Raw genomic sequence first — 17,645 nt, 5'->3', positions numbered from 1 at the left:
AGTGAAGTAAATTAATGGATATGTTACGATAATAGAAAATCCACTAGGGAGGTTAGCCAGATGAGCTACCACTATCCATGGCGAAATCGTAAACTACGCGAGCATACCGCTGTCCTCGATGGCGATGTGGCTCCAACCTATGTTCTGACAAATGCGACCTACTTAAACGTCTTCTTAAAACAATGGCTAACAGAAAACATTTGGATCTATGAAGATCGCATCGTGTACGTTGGTGAAAAGCTGCCTAAGTATGATGAAGGAACCACATATATGGACTGCAGCGAAAGCTACATCGTACCTGGATATATAGAACCTCACGCCCACCCATTTCAGTTATATAATCCCCACAGTCTTCAGCAATATGCATCTAGAACTGGAACAACTTCAACAGTAAACGACAACATTAGTTTGCTTTTTTTAACAGAGAGAAAGAAAGCGTTTTCCTTGATTGAAGCTGTGAATGAAACACCGTTCTCTCTCTATTGGTGGTGCCGTTTCGATAGTCAATCCCACTTGCAGAATGCTGAACCTTACTTTAATGAACGAACTATACTCAGTTGGCTTAACCACCCGTACGTTGTCCAAGGCGGTGAACTGACATCCTGGCCAGACATTCTCAAAGACGATGATCGTGCGTTGAAATGGATGCAGGAAGCGAAAGTCGTTCGAAAGCAGATTGAAGGCCATTTCCCAGGCGCGTCAGAACGCACCCTCACGAAAATGAAGCTGCTTGGCACGGATGGAGACCATGAAGCGATGACAGGGCAGGAAGTCTATGAACGCCTTCGCCTCGGGTACACAGTGGCGCTTCGGCATTCTTCCATACGACCAGACTTACCGAAGCTGCTAGAAGAATTAAAGGCGTACAACCTTCAGTCCTACGACCGACTCCTACTAACAACGGATGGCTCAACCCCTTCCTTCTATCGTGATGGATTGATGAATGTATGTATAAAGAAGGCGATTGAAGGCGGTGTACCTATTGAAGACGCCTACGCCATGGCTACGTACAATGTAGCCCGTCACTTTACGCTCGACCATTTGCTTGGAAGCATTGGACCTGGACGAGTCGCACATCTGAACTTCCTTTCAGCTAAGGATCACCCAACACCTCACTCGGTCATGGCTAAAGGGCAGTGGGTTGTGAAGGATGATAAAGTAGTTCAAGAAGAAAGTTCGATGGATTGGGATTCCTACGGCCTAGCTCCTCTCAACCTCCAATGGGATGTGAGCGAAGAGGACTTAACATTCTCTATCCCAATGGGACTTGAGTTAATGAACAATGTATTGATGAAGCCATATGCGATTACGACCGAGTACGACGAAGGTCAGTCGATGATGACAGATGAAGCGTTCATTATGTTGTTAAATCGAGATGGACGTTGGAAAGTCAATACGATGATTAAAGGGTTTACAGACACGCTTGGGGGACTTGTTAGCTCCTATAGCAATACAGGGGATTTTATCTTTATCGGAAAGAAAAGGTCGGATATGTTACTGGCGTTCCAGCGAATGAAGGAACTCGGAGGTGGCATTGTACTAGCCCATGAGGGTGAAATTGTGTACGAACTTCCATTGCCGATTGGAGGTATGATGTCAGATTTTAGTTTCGAAGTTCTTATGAAGAAAGAATCGGAGCTGAAAGAGCAATTGGCGCAACACGGCTATTCGTATAGCGACCCAGTGTACACGCTACTGTTCCTATCCTCTACTCATCTTCCTTATATACGAATCACGCCGAAGGGAATTGTCCACGTGAAGAAGAAAGAGGTACTCTTTCCTGCGATAATGCGTTAAAATATAACTAGATTAGAGAAAGAAAGTGTTGGATATGAGAAAAAGGGGAGCTACGATGAAATACAAATGGTTAGGTGTAGCCACGTTGCTATTGTCGTTAACCATGACCGGCTGTGTGCAAGGGGAAGCGGAAGGCCAAACAATAGAGAAAGCCCCTGCACAAGAGGAGAAACCACAACAGAAGGAAATTACAGTTGATGATGAAGCGACAGAAACGACTGCTACGTTTCCGTTAACTGGACTTCCAGCTGAAGGAGATTTGAACCGAAGAGCTGTTGCCGTGATGGTAAACAATCACAGCTATGCACGCCCGCAAACTGGCTTACTAGAGGCTGACATTGTATACGAGGTGCTTGCAGAAGGAGACATTACCAGGCTTGTGGCAATCTATCACAGCCAACAACCTGCGAAAGTCGGCCCTGTCCGCAGTGCACGGGAATACTACGTTGATCTTGCCAATGGTCATGATGCCTTGTACCTTTATCACGGAGCTGCCACTTTTATTGAGAACCAGATGAGTGGGTGGATCAATAATCTAAACGGCAGTTACTATGACAATGATGGGAAATTATTCACACGTGACCAATCTAGAAAGGCGCCACACAATTCTTATCTACTGTTTGACTCCGTATTGGATGTCGCTCAAAATAAAGGATACACCGTGGATACAGCACCCACCTCTCTTCCTTTTTCAGAAGAAGGGGTTCAAGGCGAACGAGCAAGCACAGTCGAGATTGTGTACGCAGAAACGCCAGAAGAGCGTGTGACGTACCAGTATAACGAAGCGGAAGGCCATTACATCCGGTTTAACGACGGAGAACCGACCGTTGACCGAGAAACAACCGAACCCGTTACGCTAGACAATGTCTTTATTGTCGCAACCGCGCACAAAGTTATTGATAACAAAGGCAGACGCGCCGTTGATTTAACATCGGGTGGCTCAGGATACTTACTCCAACAAGGAAGCATCCAAGCCGTCGAATGGAAGAACAATGACGGCCGTCTACTACCCTATAAAGATGGAAAACCCGTCGGCTTTATTCCAGGACAGACATGGGTCAATATTGTGCCGGAAAGAAACTTCCCACAATCCATCACAATGGAATAAGCCATCACAAGGAGGACGCACGACATGCAAATTGATAAATTACGAGGAAAAGAATTAGACCAGCTATTCAAGGCAATTCTAACCCTCGAAAACGTCGAAGAATGCTACCAATTCTTCGATGACTTAGCTACGATGAACGAAGTCCAATCACTCGCACAACGCCTACAAGTCGCTAACATGCTTCGCCAAGGCTATACGTATCATAAGATCGAAACCGAAACAGGCGCCTCAACCGCAACCATCTCCCGCGTAAAACGCGTACTCCACTTCGGAAACGATGCATACGTTATGGCATTAGACCGTATTCCTGAAGACGAGTAAGAATAGGAATCCCTGCCGCATTTGTGGTAGGGGTTTCTAGGTGTGCGTTCAAGGGAAGAAGGTTTTTGGATGGGGAGGGTTCTGAGTTTCGAGTTTAGGCTATGTTGTACTAATTCTAACTGCTGATGTTTCGAAATTTAGCAACCGCGTACCGAATTATTGACGAATGCATCCGAATTTGTAGGATGTTCTTCAAATTGATTAAAAAACACCCCGCCCGTGCATTAGCACGGGCGGGGTGTTTTGTTTCGTCTAGCTGCAGCGCCCCAGACACTACGGTCATAAGGCGATGACCTTCATGAGGGAAGAGCTCCTCATTGCGGCCTTCGTCTTATGCCTGCGTGTCTAGACGGGGCGTTTCCGCTTTTGTCCATCCAGCTGCAGCGGCTAGGTACTACGGACATAAGTCAATCAACTGCGTGAGGAAAGGTCGCCTCACTCCGTTGCTTGTCTTATGCCTACCGTACCTGTCAAGCCGCTTCCGCTTTTGTTTCATCCAGCTGTAGCGGCTAGGTACTACGGACATAAGTCAATCAACTGCGTGAGGAAAGGTCGCCTCACTCCGTTGCTTGTCTTATGCCTACCGTACCTGTCAAGCCGCTTCCGCTTTTGTTTCATCCAGCTATAACGCCCCAGACACTACGGTCATAAGTCGATGACCTCCATGAGGAAGGGCTCCTCATTGCGGCCCTCGGCTTATGCCTACGTGTCTAAGCGGGGCGCTTCCGCTTTTGAACTTAATACTCCATCTTGCTCTCAATAAAGGAGCGGAGTTCTGAGATTGGCATGCGGGTTTGTTCCATTGTGTCGCGGTCGCGTACGGTTACTTGTTCGTCTTCTTGGGAGTCGAAGTCGTACGTGATGCAGAATGGTGTGCCGATTTCGTCGTGACGGCGGTAGCGTTTTCCGATGGAGCCTGCGTCGTCGTAGTCGACGTTGAAGTGTTTCGCTAGTTGAGCGAATACTTCTTTCGCGCCGTCGCCAATCTTCTTAGAAAGTGGGAAGATGGCTGCTTTGTACGGAGCGATTGCTGGGTGGAAGCGCATGACCGTACGGGATGAGCCGTCTTCTAGTTCTTCTTCTTGATAAGCATCAGACAAGAAAGCAAGTGTGACGCGGTCCGCACCAAGGGATGGCTCGATTACATATGGGATGTAACGGTCGTTGTTTTCTTGATCGATGTATTGGAAGTCTTCACCGGAATGCTCCGCATGGCGGCTTAGGTCAAAGTCTGTACGGGATGCAATGCCCCATAGTTCACCCCAACCGAATGGGAATTTAAATTCGATATCAGTTGTTGCATTACTGTAGTGAGACAACTCATCAGAATCGTGCTCGCGTAGGCGAAGGTTATCAGGATTTAGACCAAGGTTTAATAACCAGTTGTGGCTTGTTTCTTTCCAGTGGTCATACCATTCTAGTTCTTCACCAGGCTTAACGAAGAATTCAAGCTCCATTTGTTCAAATTCACGTGTGCGGAACGTGAAGTTACCAGGCGTGATTTCGTTACGGAAGCTCTTACCAACTTGAGCAATACCGAATGGTAGCTTCTTACGCATCGAACGCTGAACGTTCTTGAAGTTTGTGAAGATTCCTTGTGCAGTTTCAGGACGAAGGTAAATTTCGTTACCAGAAGTCTCTGTAACACCTTGGTGTGTTTTGAACATTAGGTTGAATTGACGAACGCCAGTGAAATCGTGTTCGCCACAGACTGGACATTTGATGTCGTGTTCTTCGATCATCTTCTCCATCTCTTCAAATGGAAGACCGTCTACGACCATCTCTTTGCCTTCTTCTTCAAGTTTATCTTCAATTAATTTATCGGCACGGTGACGGGATTTACACTGCTTACAGTCCACCATTGGGTCGTTGAAGTTTCCTAGGTGACCAGAGGCTTCCCATGTTTTCGTGTTCATTAAGATAGATGCGTCCAAGCCTACGTTTAGTGGTGTTTCTTGGACGAACTTTTGCCACCAAGCTCGTTTAACGTTATTCTTTAATTCAACGCCTAGGGGACCATAATCCCATGTGTTCGCAAGGCCGCCGTAGATTTCAGAACCTTGGAAAATGAAGCCACGGTGCTTGGCGTGTGATACTAATTCTTCCATGTTTTTGGACATAATCGTTTCCTCCTTATTGTGAAAGGCTCTTTACTACAATCTTTAGGAACTAGGCCAAAAAACGAAAAAAACTCTCGTCTCTGGACTAATCCTACTAGCCCAGGGACGAGAGTTTTTCCCGCGGTTCCACCCTGATTGATGCAAAGCGTGCATCCTCTTTCTATCCATACTCAGGAGTGCCGTTTCGTTGCACCGTTCCGCCAGGCTCTCACCGTCCCTAGCTCGCTCATTGGAAGAGGATGCAAGTACTATTGTTCCGTCATCATATGTAACGATATCTATTTGCTTTATATGCTAGCACAGCTTGATGGTTACCACAAGTATTCCCCGAAAACGAATCGAACTTCCCACTCATTTCGAGCGCAATTTTTTGTTATAATGAGGGAATGGAAAACGTGTTTGGAGGATGACTTCAATGAACGAGATTAAACAATGGGAGCATGTGTTTAAATTAGATCCCAATAAACATATAAGCGACGATGATTTAGAGAAGGTGTGCGAATCTGGAACGGACGCCATTATTGTCGGCGGAACCGATGATGTGACGTTTGAAGGCGTGCTTGATTTGCTCGCTCGGATTCGTCGATATGAGGTGCCTTGTGCGCTTGAAGTGTCGAATCATGAAGCTATTACGCCAGGCTTCGACTATGTCTTTATTCCAACGGTACTTAATAGTCGGGACCGGGAATGGATTCTTGGTGCGCATCATCAGGCGGTGAAGGAATATGGTGACCTTATTGATTGGGACGAGCTTTTCTTGGAGGGGTATTGTATTTTAAACCCTGATGCGAAGGCATTCGCGTACTCCAATTCAATCATGCCAGATGAAGAAGACGTCATTGCCTATGCGCGTATGGCGGAGCATTTCTTCCATTTGCCAATCTTCTACATGGAATATAGCGGCATGTACGGGGACCCGAGCCTCGTTCAGAAAGTCAGTAAAACGCTCGACCAGACGCGACTCTTCTACGGTGGTGGCATTGCTACTTCAGAAGATGCGAGAACGATGGCGGCGTATGCAGATACCGTGATCGTGGGAAATAGTATCTATGAGAATCTTGAAGCTGCTTTAAAAACGGTTCAAGCGGTTAAGAATAACGATTAGAAGGACGGTGGAGGAGATGAGCCCGTTGACGAACGATTTGCTGAAAGGCTTAAACGAACAGCAACAAGAAGCTGTAAAACATACAAATGGTCCTCTCTTGATTATGGCAGGAGCAGGAAGTGGCAAGACGCGTGTGCTAACCCACCGCATTGCATATTTACTTAGCGAGAAAGACGTGTCAGCGCGTAACGTATTAGCAATTACGTTCACAAATAAAGCTGCGCGTGAGATGAAGGACCGTGTTCGTGACATTGTGGGACCTGAAGCGTACGACATGCTAATTTCAACGTTTCACTCCATGTGTGTCCGGATTTTACGCCGTGACATCGACCGCATTGGCTACGACCGAAACTTCTCAATTCTAGACTCAACAGACCAGTTGTCCGTCATTAAGCAAATTCTGAAAGACCTGAATTTGGACCCTAAGAAGTTTGACCCACGTGCCATGCTCGGAATGATTAGTAACTCGAAGAACGAATTAAAGACAGCTGAAGATGTGACTAAAGCGGCTGCAAACTACTACGACCAGACGATGGCACAAGTCTATGAACAATATCAGAAGCGCCTTCGCAAGAATCAGTCCCTCGACTTTGATGACTTGATTATGCAGACGCTCACTCTATTCGATCGTGTTCCGGAAGTGCTTGAATATTATCAGAACCGATTCCAGTACATTCACGTCGATGAGTACCAGGATACGAACCACGCCCAGTATCAGCTTGTGAAGATGCTTGCGAACCGATTCGAGAACTTGTGTGTGGTTGGGGACTCTGACCAGTCAATTTATCGCTGGCGTGGAGCGGATATTCAGAACATCATGAACTTCGAGAAGGACTACCCATCTTCTCGTGTCATTTTACTTGAACAGAACTACCGTTCTACAAAGTCCATCTTGGATGCGGCGAACCAAGTCATCGACAACAACAGCGGTCGTAAACCGAAGCGACTCTGGACGCAGAATGACGATGGTGCGCTTATTCAATACTATAAGGCGCCGACTGAGCGTCACGAAGGAATTTATTTAACGAACCAAATTGAAAAACTCATTAGGGAGAAAGATTACCGCTATAAAGACTTTGCGGTGCTTTATCGTACGAATGCTCAGTCTCGTACGGTGGAGGAAACGTTCATGAAAGCGAACGTTCCCTATCAGATTGTCGGCGGAACAAAGTTCTACGACCGTAAAGAAATTAAAGACTTACTTTCTTACCTTCGCTTGATTGCGAATCCGAATGACGATATCAGTTTCTCTCGTGTTGTGAATGAACCGAAGCGTGGCTTTGGAAAGACTTCCCTTGAGAACTTACAGATGTATGCAGCACGACACGACCTTTCGTTATACGCTGCAGCGCTCGAAGCAGACCAAATTGGCTTGAGTAAGAAAGCGACGCGTGTGGTTATTGATTTCGTGAACATGATTAAGAACTGGACACAAATGCAGGACTACCTAACAGCAACGGACCTTGTCGATGAAGTGCTTGAGAAGACAGGCTATGAGGAAATGCTGAAGAACGACAAGAGTCTTGAATCGCAAAGCCGCCTTGAGAACATTAATGAGTTTATGTCTGTTACGAAGAACTTCGAAGAAACAGCAGAAGACAAGTCACTTATCGCTTTCTTAACAGACCTAGCCCTTGTAGCGGACATCGATTCAATGGATGAAGACCCATCAGCAGATGACCAAGTAACGCTTATGACGCTTCACTCCGCGAAGGGACTCGAGTTCCCGGTCGTCTTCTTAATCGGTATGGAAGAGAGCGTCTTTCCGCACAGCCGTGCTCTTATGGATGATGAGGAGCTTGAAGAAGAGCGCCGCCTCGCATATGTAGGAATTACGCGTGCAGAGCAACAATTATTCATTACTCACGCCCAAATGCGTACCCTATTTGGTAAGACGAATATGAATCCGATGAGTCGCTTTATTGATGAGATTCCTCAAGAATATATTGAAGGTCGCGAGCAACCGTCGAACGCCGGTGGCTTTAACGACCCAGCACCAACCGGCTTTGGTGGTGGATTTGAAAGCGGAGACCGTCAACCTGCCCAGCCGAAGCGAAAAGCGAAGAAGATTTCCCGTCCGACAACAGGGGGCGAGGATGTCGCATGGAACGTTGGCGATAAGGTGGTCCATAACAAATGGGGAACAGGTACCGTTGTGAAAGTAACCGGTGAAGGCGACTCCATGGAGCTTGATATTGCCTTCCCACCACCGAATGGTATTAAGCGCCTGCTCGCTAAATTCGCACCGATTACGAAAGCATAAGTTGAGGTGACCCACATGACAAAAGATGAAGCGAATGTGCGCATTAACGAGCTGCGTGACCTGCTCGAGCGCTACAACCGTGAGTACCACGAGCTCGACCAGCCGTCTGTTCCAGACTCTGAATATGACGCACGGTTACGCGAGCTAATTGAACTAGAAGAAGCACACCCTGACCTACTTACTCCTGATTCTCCATCCCAACGCGTTGGGGGTGAACCACTCGATGCATTCCAGAAGGTGCAGCACGCCATTCCGATGTTGAGTCTTGGGAATGCGTTTAACGAAGATGAACTACGGGACTTTGATCGTCGGGTGCGAGAAGGCACAGACGAAGATATTCAATACGTATGTGAGTTGAAGATCGACGGACTCGCAGTCTCCCTTCGTTATGAGAACGGCCAATTCATTCGAGGAGCCACACGTGGGGATGGAACGACTGGTGAAGACATTACGAAGAACTTGAAAACAATCAAAAGCATTCCGCTACGTATTTCAGAGGATGAGACGATTGAAGTTCGTGGCGAAGCGTTTATGCCGCATCGCTCCTTCCTTGCTTTGAACGAAGTGCGCGAACAGGATGGCGTCGAAGTATTCGCCAATCCAAGAAATGCTGCGGCAGGATCGCTTCGGCAACTCGATCCGAAGATTGCGGCTAACCGTAACTTAGATATCTTCCTATATGGAGCTGGTGAGTGGGAAGCAGGCGAGTTTGACACGCATAGCGAGCGTCTGCAGTACATGAAGCAACTCGGATTAAAGACAAATCCTGAGTGGCGCAGCTGTAAAGATATCGACGAAGTCATTCAGTACGTAAACGAATGGACCGAGAAGCGTTCTGAACTGAACTATGAAATTGATGGGATTGTTATTAAAGTCGATTCTCTTGATGCTCAAGAGGAACTTGGATTCACGGCGAAGAGTCCGCGCTTTGCAACGGCGTATAAATTCCCAGCCGAAGAGAAAATTACAAAGCTCATTCGGATTGAGTTAAATGTTGGCCGTACCGGTGTTGTTACGCCAACCGCAGTTCTAGAGCCCGTTCAAGTAGCGGGTACGACGGTACAGCGCGCTTCGTTGCACAACGAAGACCTCATCCGAGAGAAGGATATCCGCATCGGCGACACGGTCGTGATTAAGAAAGCGGGCGACATTATCCCAGAAGTAGTACGTGTTGTGGACGAAGAGCGTACTGGCGAGGAAGAGGAATTCTTCATGCCTGAGCATTGCCCAGAGTGTGGTACGGAACTTGTTCGCCTTGAAGAGGAAGTGGCTCTTCGTTGTATGAACCCGAACTGTCCAGCCCAGCTCCGCGAAGCGCTTATTCATTTCGTATCTAGAAATGCGATGAACATTGATGGCCTAGGTGAGAAAGTCATCGCACAACTGTTCCTAAATGACCTTGTGCATGACATCTCTGACTTGTATAAACTACAGAAAGATCAATTGCTTGAGCTTGACCGTATGGGTGAGAAGTCCGCAACGAAATTGCTTCAAGCGATTGAAACGTCGAAGCAGAATTCACTTGAGAAGCTATTGTTCGGACTTGGTATTCGTTTTGTCGGGTCGAAGGCAGCTCAGGTGTTGGCTCAACAGTTTGAAACGATGGACCGTCTGAAGGAAGCGACCGTGGAAGAACTTGTAGCTGTCGAGGATATTGGGGAGAAGATGGCAGAGTCCATTCGTCTTTACTTTGAACGTCCTCAAGTGGAAGAGCTCATCCAAGAGCTTACTTCCCTTGGATTGAACATGAACTACCTCGGCCGTAAGAAAGCAGAAGTCGTTGAAGACTCCGCCGTTTCTGGGAAAACGGTCGTTGTCACGGGGAAAATGGAGTCCTTCAGCCGTAATGAAATTAAAGAACAGCTAGCTGCCCTAGGGGCGAAAGTAACCAGCAGTGTAAGTGCGAAGACAGACCTTCTTGTCGCAGGGGAAGATGCGGGATCGAAGTATGAGAAAGCACAAGAGCTTGGCATCGAAATTTGGGACGAAGCCCGTCTCAAAGAAGTGTTAAACCGTTAGGGAGAGTGAGAAACATGAAACGGGTCATAACGGCAGCAATCGGAAGCATCCTGCTCCTAGCAGGATGTACCCCTGCCTACGAAAGTGGAACAGACGTCGTACAAGAGACAGAAGACGCTGGCAAACAGACAACCTTTGTCCCGAGCTACAGCATCTCAGATGACCTTTACCGAACGCCAATGGAGAAGCAATACAACACAAGCGAATCACGAGGTGTCATCTTGAACCAAGTGAACAACCGACTCGACATCGACGAACTTGAAGTCGGGCTGCGCCGCTTGTCGAAGGATGACTACCCACCAGAGGATTTCTTGTTCCGAGAAGGACAATACTTAACGAAGAGTGTTCTATTTGACTGGCTGGAACGAAGCTCAAAGACAGAAGAAGGGCTTAACCCAGCCATTAAGGACGACAGTGTCAAGAAACAACATGAAGACCACCCGCGCTACTTGGCCCACATTGTCGAGCAGAACTATTTGAAGAAGAATGACGAAGGCAACTATGAGCTTGGCGGTGTATCGTTAGGCCTTGCCCTTAGGAGCATCTACACCTTCCGTACAGAACAAGGTGGCCCACAATTTGAAGAGCCAATTTCTGAGGAAGAGATGCTGAAAGAAGGGAAGAAGCTAGCCCAGACAGTGCTTGAACGGTTAAGAGAAATGGATAGCCTAGAAAACGTACCTGTATCCATTAGTCTCTACAGATTAGAAGGCTCGGGATCTATGGTGCCAGGCAACTTCGTCTCGAAAACGGAAGTGGACTCAGGCAGCAACCAGATTGAAGAATGGACATCGATTAAAGAAGACTACATCCTCTTCCCATCGAGCGAAGCAGAGAAAGAACACTTCGACGATGCCCAGCTTATTAATAGTTTCGAAGATGAAATTAACAACTACTTCCCGAACTACGTTGGCGTAATCGGGAAAGGATTCTACAAAGACGACGAACTTCAGGAAATGAAGATTGATATCCCAATCGAATTCCAAGGCAAGGCTGAGGTCATTGGCTTCACTCAATACGTGTACGGGTTAATTAAAGAAACATTCCCGAACTATTTCCATATTGAAGTGAACATCGAATCAAGCTACGGCCAAGAAAGTCTCATCGTACGCGAACCAGGCGAATCCGACCCATACGTCCACATTTACGACCAATAATAGAGCAATATAGCAAAGAGCGAACCCGGTATTCCGTGTTCGCTCTTTTTTTGTGGGACGGGGGGGGGCAGGTACAACGTCCCCGTCGCTATGGTTCACCGGAGTGAGAGTGGGCTTGTTCTCTTCATTCGTGGGTTCCTTCCGAAATCTTGTCGAACCCATTAGCCCTAGCAACCAGGGTGGGACAAAGAACCTGTCCCCCTATCCCGCGAGCGAGAAACTATTCACACATTTCAGTTTATGCTATACTATATTACACAATAACCAACTATTCTTATAGGAATTAACAATATTCCGTGTTGAGAGGGGAAAACAGACATCATGGGTAGGGAATTTATCGATATGTTCGATGACTGGGCTTCAACGTATGATCAGACGGTGTCCGGTGAGGATCTTGAATATAAAGAAGTGTTTCAGGGGTACGATGAAATCTTGCAAAGCGTTGTGTCTTATACGAAGGGGGATAACGTAATTGAATTTGGCGTAGGGACAGGGAATTTAACGAAGCGCCTTGTGAATCATGGTTTCAATGTGTACGGGGTTGAACCGTCCCTTGAGATGCTAAAGATTGCGCAGGTGAAAGTACCAGATGCGCGTATACAGGAAGGTGACTTTCTTCAATTTACTTCTCCAGTGGAACAGGTGGATTCCATCGTCAGCTCGTATGCGTTCCACCACTTGACTGATGAGGAGAAGGAACATGCGATTCGGAACTACAGCAAGCTTCTCGCATCAGGGGGACGCATCGTATTTGCGGATACGTCATTTGAAACGAAAGATGCTAAGCGTCAGAGCATTGAGACGGCGATTGCATCGTATCGACATCATCTGGCGGATGACCTTTCGAGCGAATATTATTCAGATATTCCCACTCTTCGGAATATTTGTGAAAATAATGAATTTGATGTAATCTTTAGGCGAAAGAACCAATACGTTTGGTTGATGATTGCGACCAAACGATAACTACGAAAAGGGGAGTTGTTCACATGCCACAAATGAACGTTGAAAGCTTTAACTTAGACCACACGAAAGTAGCCGCACCGTATGTCCGTCTTGTTGGCGTTATTGAAGGGCAGCTAGGGGATAAGATTTACAAATACGACCTGCGCATCAAGCAGCCGAATATCGAGCACATGGATATGCCAGCTCTTCATTCCCTTGAGCACCTAATGGCGGAGAATAGTCGTAACCACCATGATCGTGTCGTGGATGTTGGACCAATGGGTTGCCAAACGGGCTTCTACATTTCTGTACTCAACGATGATAGCTACGAGAATATGCTAGAAGTGATTGATAAGACGCTACACGATGTGCTGAACGCGACGGAGGTTCCAGCGTGCAACGAAGTACAGTGTGGATACGCCCGCAGCCACAGTCTTGAAGGAGCACAGCAATTAGCGAAAGAACTACTAGACAAACGCGATGAATGGACCGTTGTGTTTGGCGACGAATAGGAGTCTGAACAACGATGAACTACACCACGCACGTTCATGAATTGATTGGGAATACCCCGTTAATCCAGCTCAACCACGCTCCCTTACCAGAGGGAGTGCGGTTGTTTGCTAAATTGGAGTATTTCAATCCAGGTGGCAGCATTAAAGACCGCCTAGGATTGAAACTACTGTCCCATGCTTTGGAAACGAACCAGTTGTCTGAAGGCGGGACAATCATTGAACCGACTGCCGGCAATACCGGTATCGGACTAGCCCTTGCCGCCATTGGGAAGGGATTTCGTGTCATCTTCGTCGTCCCTGAGAAGTTCAGTCAAGAAAAGCAGTCACTCATGAAGGCGCTTGGTGCAGAGATTGTGCATACGCCAACGAGTGAAGGGATGAAGGGCGCAATCCAAAAGGCAACGGAGCTTTGCAAGGAAATCCCCAACAGCTACTGTCCTCAACAGTTTCAAAACGAAGCGAATCCTCTCGCATACTACGAGACCCTCGGCCCTGAACTTTATAAAGCTTTAGATGGCGAGATTCATACGTTTGTAGCAGGAGGCGGTACAGGTGGCACGTTCATGGGGACCGCGCGCTATTTGAAAGAGCAGAATCCTGCCATTAAGACGGTTATCGTAGAACCAGAAGGGTCAATCTTGAACGGAGGGCCTGCTGGGTCACACCGGACGGAGGGGATAGGGATGGAGTTTATTCCCTCCTACATGGATACGTCATACTTTGATGCCATTCATACGATTACCGACCGGGATGCCTTCCAAGCTGCGAAGGAACTTGCTGTCAACGAAGGATTGCTCGTAGCGAGCTCTTCAGGCGCAGCGTATGCGGCTGCGCTGAATGAGGCCCGCTGTTCCAAGCCAGGTACAAACATCGTTACTATATTTCCAGACAGCAGTGAACGTTATTTAAGCCAAGGATTTTATGAGGAGTGATTACACATGAGACGCAAAACAAAATTGATCCACGGTGGCATTACAGGAGATGAACAGACAGGGGCAGTATCCGTTCCTATCTATCAAGTAAGCACATATAAGCAGGACGGCGTTGGCCAGCATAAAGGCTACGAGTATTCTCGTACAGGAAACCCAACTCGCCATGCACTTGAAGAACTTATTAAAGACTTGGAAGGTGGGTATGCTGGATTTGCGTTCGGGTCCGGGATGGCTGCGATTACTTCCATCATGATGATGTATAAAAGTGGCGACCATATCATTCTGACTGATGATGTGTACGGTGGGACTTACCGCCTCATGGCGAACGTTCTCGACCGTTTCAATTTAGACGTTACATTCGTAGATACATCAGATCTCGACCAAGTTAAGGCAGCGGTTCAGCCTAATACGAAGGCTATATACGTCGAGACGCCAACGAACCCGCTGTTGAAGATCACGAACATCGCTGAAGTATCCGCCTTTGCGAAGGAAAAAGGGTTGCACACAATTGTAGACAATACGTTCTCAACCCCATACTGGCAAAATCCGATTGAGCATGGCGCAGACCTTGTGTTGCATAGCGCGACGAAGTATCTAGGTGGCCATAGCGACGTCGTGGCGGGGCTTGTTGTCGTAAATTCAGAAGAGCTCGCGAAAGACCTTCACTTTGTCCAGAACTCTAGCGGAGCCATCCTTGGACCGCAAGATTCGTGGTTATTGATGCGTGGGATTAAGACGCTAGGTGTACGTATGGAGGAAATTGAAGCGAACACGAAAGAGTTTGTGAGATTCCTAGAAGAGCACGAAGAAGTTAGCTCCATTTACTACCCTGGACTCGAGCGTCATGTGGGACACGACGTTCACAACAAGCAAGCACACGGATATGGTGGGATGGTTTCCTTCGACGTTGGAAGTAAGGAGAACGCCGAGAAGTTGCTTGAGAACTTACGTTACTTCACACTAGCGGAGAGCTTGGGTGCTGTTGAAAGCTTGATCTCCGTTCCGGCCATGATGACTCACGCGTCGATTCCGAAAGAACGCCGTGCAGAGCTTGGGATTACGGACGGACTCGTGCGCGTTTCTATCGGACTTGAAGACATTGAAGATTTGAAAGAAGATTTTGTGCTGGCTCTACGATAAATAACAAGGAAAGCAGACTATTCTTAGTCTGCTTTCTTCATAGATTCTTTTAATCCACCTACTATGAACGTATTAAGCTCAGCAGTCTTTTCTTTCATCCATTGATGATTGTGTCCGTGTAATAGGTACACCTCACACAGGTTTACATAAAGGTGACAGATGCCCATGATGAGTTCCTCGCTTGGTAAAGAGGAGATTGTCCGGTAGTGGTTCACCGCATGACGCTCATAATCGAGGTAATGTGCAACAAAGCGCTCCTTAAAGCCTTCAAATGGGCTACCTTGAACTTTGGTCAGCAACAGAACAAGCTCATCGTGGTTCGTATCAAGGTATGCGAGAAGCTGTGTAGTCATTCGCTGTAGATACTGGTCAAACTCGCTTATGTCTAAAGAAGCAGGCCATTCGAGATTGGCATCTTCAAGATCAAGCGTCTTTCTGTAAACTTCTCCAACGAGTGTATCGAGTAGCGCTTCTTTGTTTGAGAAATATGTGTAGAGATTACTCGTTGAGATCCCACTATTAGAGGCGACAGTCCGCATAGACATGGCTCTATAGCCTCCTGCTCCTAGTTCTTCTTTCGCAACTTCTAGAATGCGATTCCGCACGGCTTCTTTTTTCACTTGAGGCATTCCAAACCACTACTTTCTACAATTCGTTTTCTTTGAGGAATTTCACCGTTCTCTGAATAACTTCTTTTCCTTCTTCTCCCCACCATACAAAGTGACCACCTGCTTTCACAGAAAGGAATTCTCCGTGTGTTACATGTTGCTGCACACGCTCGAAGTGCTCAATACCTACATCACGGTCGATTGTTGAGTGAACGGCAAAGACAGGCATCGTGAGCGCTTCCCAATTGATAGGGGCGGGAGACGCAGATTTCTCTAGCTCATCCATCATTCCGTCATAAAGAGCGCTCATGGGGGTGAGTGACTGAACAAACTGGATGAGTCTTCTTCTTTCAGCAGGATCTCTAGTGACTGCACCCGCAATCTCGTTCGTTTTTTGCTTGGACATATCCGCTTCTGCCTGTACGAATTGTCGTACCGTTGCTTTAGGAAACAGTTGAGCGGAACGAACCATTGCCCACGAAAGGAGGTTCTTCCCTTTGTCCGTCATCATGAGTTTACCTAATGGTGAGTGAAGGGCTTCTTCGTTCGGGTGATAGTCCCCGGTCACAGCACTCCATAATACCATCGACTTCACGGGGTACCTTTCTGCATAGTATAAAGCCGATAATCCCCCCATCGACACACCAAATACATGAACCTCTTCAATTCCTAGAGTTTGTACAACTTCATTGTAGAGGTCTGCATGCTCCTTGATTGAAGCTGCAACGTCGACAGGTAGCCCGTAATACCCCGGACGATTGACGGCTACAATGCGAAACCCTTCCTTGAGTAGCCAATCAAACGAATACGCATAGTCAATCCCAGCCCCTCCACCTGTCGAGAATAGAATAACAGGACCTTCTCTCGGCCCGATATCGATATAGCTCACTTCGCCATAAGACGTATGGATGGTCGGCAAGGAGGCAATGACCCGCTTCCTACTGGCCAAAAATCTCCCGTAATCAAGGACTATACTTCCAATTATGATTCCAATCGTAATGAATAGCAGTATCATTAAGGAATCTCCTTTCGCAAATAAAGAACACTGTTCGTTATTAACTATAAGAAAGGAGTGAATTTATTTCAAGTGACAGAAAGAGCTTAATCGTTAAAGAAAAAGGGAAAGATTTACTGGTGGTTTGGAAGATGGTGTGGTCGCTACTAGAATATATAGCTTCTCATCGGGTTGTGGTATTCGTAGAATCTTAACTGATAGAGGGTCGTTTAGCTACTTCCAATGGAACCTACATAAATAAGCAACTGGTTAATTTTATTAATCTTGGTGAATATGTATAGCCAAAATCGTTCTATTTGCCCAAATATGGCGAAATATTTGCATATTCATACATTGACGGTGCGTTATAATAACTTTTGCAATGTTCAGATAATTAATGTGTGTTATATTAATACTTGTATGTAGCGGAAACCGAGCCGTAATCGTTCAACTGTACTATTCAGAATAGTTTGTATATTGTATAGTTTTGTATAAGACCACTTGAAGGGGGTGAATCAATGGATTACGCGATTCAAGGGGCCACATGGTTCTGGTTGTTCGTGCCAATGCCAATACTAATCATTCTATCAACTATAACATTGTTTACTGAAAGGAGAGGTTAAGAGC

The 17,645-nt window shown here is 46.8% G+C and carries 15 protein-coding genes; 12 read left to right on the top strand and 3 right to left on the bottom strand.

Translation table 11 applies throughout. The annotated features are described in order from the left end of the window. The first annotated feature begins 60 nt into the window (after window positions 1–60). The 4 genes from H513_RS0115685 (at window position 61) to H513_RS21975 (ending at window position 3,854) form a co-directional block, all read left to right on the top strand. Window positions 61–1,797, top strand: a complete 1,737-nt coding sequence (locus H513_RS0115685) for an adenine deaminase C-terminal domain-containing protein (RefSeq protein ID WP_026801578.1) — start codon at window positions 61–63, stop codon at window positions 1,795–1,797. 55 nt (window positions 1,798–1,852) lie between these two features. Further along, window positions 1,853–2,905 carry a DUF3048 domain-containing protein gene (locus H513_RS20455; RefSeq protein WP_036770444.1) on the top strand — a complete coding sequence of 351 codons (1,053 nt, stop codon included), beginning with the start codon at window positions 1,853–1,855 and terminating at the stop codon, window positions 2,903–2,905. 24 nt (window positions 2,906–2,929) lie between these two features. Beyond that, window positions 2,930–3,226: a YerC/YecD family TrpR-related protein gene (locus H513_RS0115675; RefSeq protein WP_026801577.1), complete on the top strand. Its 297-nt coding sequence runs from the start codon at window positions 2,930–2,932 to the stop codon at window positions 3,224–3,226. Window positions 3,227–3,680: 454 nt separating this feature from the next. Beyond that, window positions 3,681–3,854 (top strand): hypothetical protein, encoded by a 174-nt coding sequence (locus H513_RS21975; RefSeq protein WP_211226520.1) that lies wholly within the window; start codon window positions 3,681–3,683, stop codon window positions 3,852–3,854. Between the two features lie 109 nt (window positions 3,855–3,963). Here H513_RS21975 and H513_RS0115670 read toward each other — a convergent pair whose 3' ends face one another. Beyond that, window positions 3,964–5,346, bottom strand: a complete 1,383-nt coding sequence (locus H513_RS0115670) for a glycine--tRNA ligase (protein ID WP_026801576.1) — start codon at window positions 5,344–5,346, stop codon at window positions 3,964–3,966. Between the two features lie 415 nt (window positions 5,347–5,761). Between H513_RS0115670 and pcrB the strand changes: the two genes are divergently transcribed. The 8 genes from pcrB to H513_RS0115630 all read left to right on the top strand — a co-directional run bounded on the left by pcrB (window position 5,762) and on the right by H513_RS0115630 (window position 15,416). Then, window positions 5,762–6,451 carry a heptaprenylglyceryl phosphate synthase gene (gene pcrB, locus H513_RS0115665; protein ID WP_026801575.1) on the top strand — a complete coding sequence of 230 codons (690 nt, stop codon included), beginning with the start codon at window positions 5,762–5,764 and terminating at the stop codon, window positions 6,449–6,451. A 16-nt stretch (window positions 6,452–6,467) separates the two neighbouring features. Next, a complete protein-coding gene (gene pcrA / locus H513_RS0115660; protein WP_026801574.1) occupies window positions 6,468–8,714 on the top strand; it encodes a DNA helicase PcrA in 2,247 nt (748 codons plus the stop codon). A gap of 15 nt (window positions 8,715–8,729) precedes the next feature. Further along, window positions 8,730–10,733 carry an NAD-dependent DNA ligase LigA gene (gene ligA, locus H513_RS0115655; protein ID WP_026801573.1) on the top strand — a complete coding sequence of 668 codons (2,004 nt, stop codon included), beginning with the start codon at window positions 8,730–8,732 and terminating at the stop codon, window positions 10,731–10,733. 14 nt (window positions 10,734–10,747) lie between these two features. Beyond that, window positions 10,748–11,890, top strand: coding sequence for a CamS family sex pheromone protein (locus tag H513_RS0115650; protein ID WP_026801572.1), 1,143 nt, complete (start codon window positions 10,748–10,750; stop codon window positions 11,888–11,890). Window positions 11,891–12,211: 321 nt separating this feature from the next. After that, entirely contained in the window at window positions 12,212–12,853 is a 642-nt protein-coding gene (locus H513_RS0115645) for a class I SAM-dependent DNA methyltransferase (protein ID WP_026801571.1), read from the top strand. A gap of 23 nt (window positions 12,854–12,876) precedes the next feature. Then, window positions 12,877–13,344 carry an S-ribosylhomocysteine lyase gene (locus tag H513_RS0115640; RefSeq protein ID WP_026801570.1) on the top strand — a complete coding sequence of 156 codons (468 nt, stop codon included), beginning with the start codon at window positions 12,877–12,879 and terminating at the stop codon, window positions 13,342–13,344. A 14-nt stretch (window positions 13,345–13,358) separates the two neighbouring features. Then, window positions 13,359–14,276 carry a PLP-dependent cysteine synthase family protein gene (locus H513_RS0115635; protein ID WP_026801569.1) on the top strand — a complete coding sequence of 306 codons (918 nt, stop codon included), beginning with the start codon at window positions 13,359–13,361 and terminating at the stop codon, window positions 14,274–14,276. Window positions 14,277–14,282: 6 nt separating this feature from the next. Continuing rightward, window positions 14,283–15,416 (top strand): bifunctional cystathionine gamma-lyase/homocysteine desulfhydrase, encoded by a 1,134-nt coding sequence (locus tag H513_RS0115630; protein ID WP_026801568.1) that lies wholly within the window; start codon window positions 14,283–14,285, stop codon window positions 15,414–15,416. Between the two features lie 23 nt (window positions 15,417–15,439). Here H513_RS0115630 and H513_RS21005 read toward each other — a convergent pair whose 3' ends face one another. Continuing rightward, entirely contained in the window at window positions 15,440–16,045 is a 606-nt protein-coding gene (locus H513_RS21005) for a TetR/AcrR family transcriptional regulator (RefSeq protein WP_051240071.1), read from the bottom strand. 16 nt (window positions 16,046–16,061) lie between these two features. Further along, on the bottom strand, window positions 16,062–17,039 hold the full coding sequence (locus tag H513_RS0115620; RefSeq protein WP_026801567.1) for an alpha/beta fold hydrolase: 978 nt from the start codon (window positions 17,037–17,039) through the stop codon (window positions 16,062–16,064). Window positions 17,040–17,645 lie beyond the last annotated feature (606 nt).

Origin of the sequence: Pontibacillus halophilus JSM 076056 = DSM 19796, assembly GCF_000425205.1 — a bacterium.
Taxonomy (GTDB): domain Bacteria; phylum Bacillota; class Bacilli; order Bacillales; family BH030062; genus Pontibacillus_A; species Pontibacillus_A halophilus.
This window is presented reverse-complemented; position numbering and strand designations above follow the sequence as displayed.

Bases quoted from the DNA above. Each gene is read 5' to 3' on its own strand.
- H513_RS0115685 (WP_026801578.1), top strand. From the start codon at position 61: ATGAGCTACCACTATCCATGGCGAAATCGTAAACTACGCGAGCATACC.
- H513_RS20455 (WP_036770444.1), top strand. From the start codon at position 1,853: ATGAAATACAAATGGTTAGGTGTAGCCACGTTGCTATTGTCGTTAACC.
- H513_RS0115675 (WP_026801577.1), top strand. From the start codon at position 2,930: ATGCAAATTGATAAATTACGAGGAAAAGAATTAGACCAGCTATTCAAG.
- H513_RS21975 (WP_211226520.1), top strand. From the start codon at position 3,681: ATGCCTACCGTACCTGTCAAGCCGCTTCCGCTTTTGTTTCATCCAGCT.
- H513_RS0115670 (WP_026801576.1), bottom strand. From the start codon at position 5,346: ATGTCCAAAAACATGGAAGAATTAGTATCACACGCCAAGCACCGTGGC.
- pcrB (WP_026801575.1), top strand. From the start codon at position 5,762: ATGAACGAGATTAAACAATGGGAGCATGTGTTTAAATTAGATCCCAAT.
- pcrA (WP_026801574.1), top strand. From the start codon at position 6,468: ATGAGCCCGTTGACGAACGATTTGCTGAAAGGCTTAAACGAACAGCAA.
- ligA (WP_026801573.1), top strand. From the start codon at position 8,730: ATGACAAAAGATGAAGCGAATGTGCGCATTAACGAGCTGCGTGACCTG.
- H513_RS0115650 (WP_026801572.1), top strand. From the start codon at position 10,748: ATGAAACGGGTCATAACGGCAGCAATCGGAAGCATCCTGCTCCTAGCA.
- H513_RS0115645 (WP_026801571.1), top strand. From the start codon at position 12,212: ATGGGTAGGGAATTTATCGATATGTTCGATGACTGGGCTTCAACGTAT.
- H513_RS0115640 (WP_026801570.1), top strand. From the start codon at position 12,877: ATGCCACAAATGAACGTTGAAAGCTTTAACTTAGACCACACGAAAGTA.
- H513_RS0115635 (WP_026801569.1), top strand. From the start codon at position 13,359: ATGAACTACACCACGCACGTTCATGAATTGATTGGGAATACCCCGTTA.
- H513_RS0115630 (WP_026801568.1), top strand. From the start codon at position 14,283: ATGAGACGCAAAACAAAATTGATCCACGGTGGCATTACAGGAGATGAA.
- H513_RS21005 (WP_051240071.1), bottom strand. From the start codon at position 16,045: ATGCCTCAAGTGAAAAAAGAAGCCGTGCGGAATCGCATTCTAGAAGTT.
- H513_RS0115620 (WP_026801567.1), bottom strand. From the start codon at position 17,039: ATGATACTGCTATTCATTACGATTGGAATCATAATTGGAAGTATAGTC.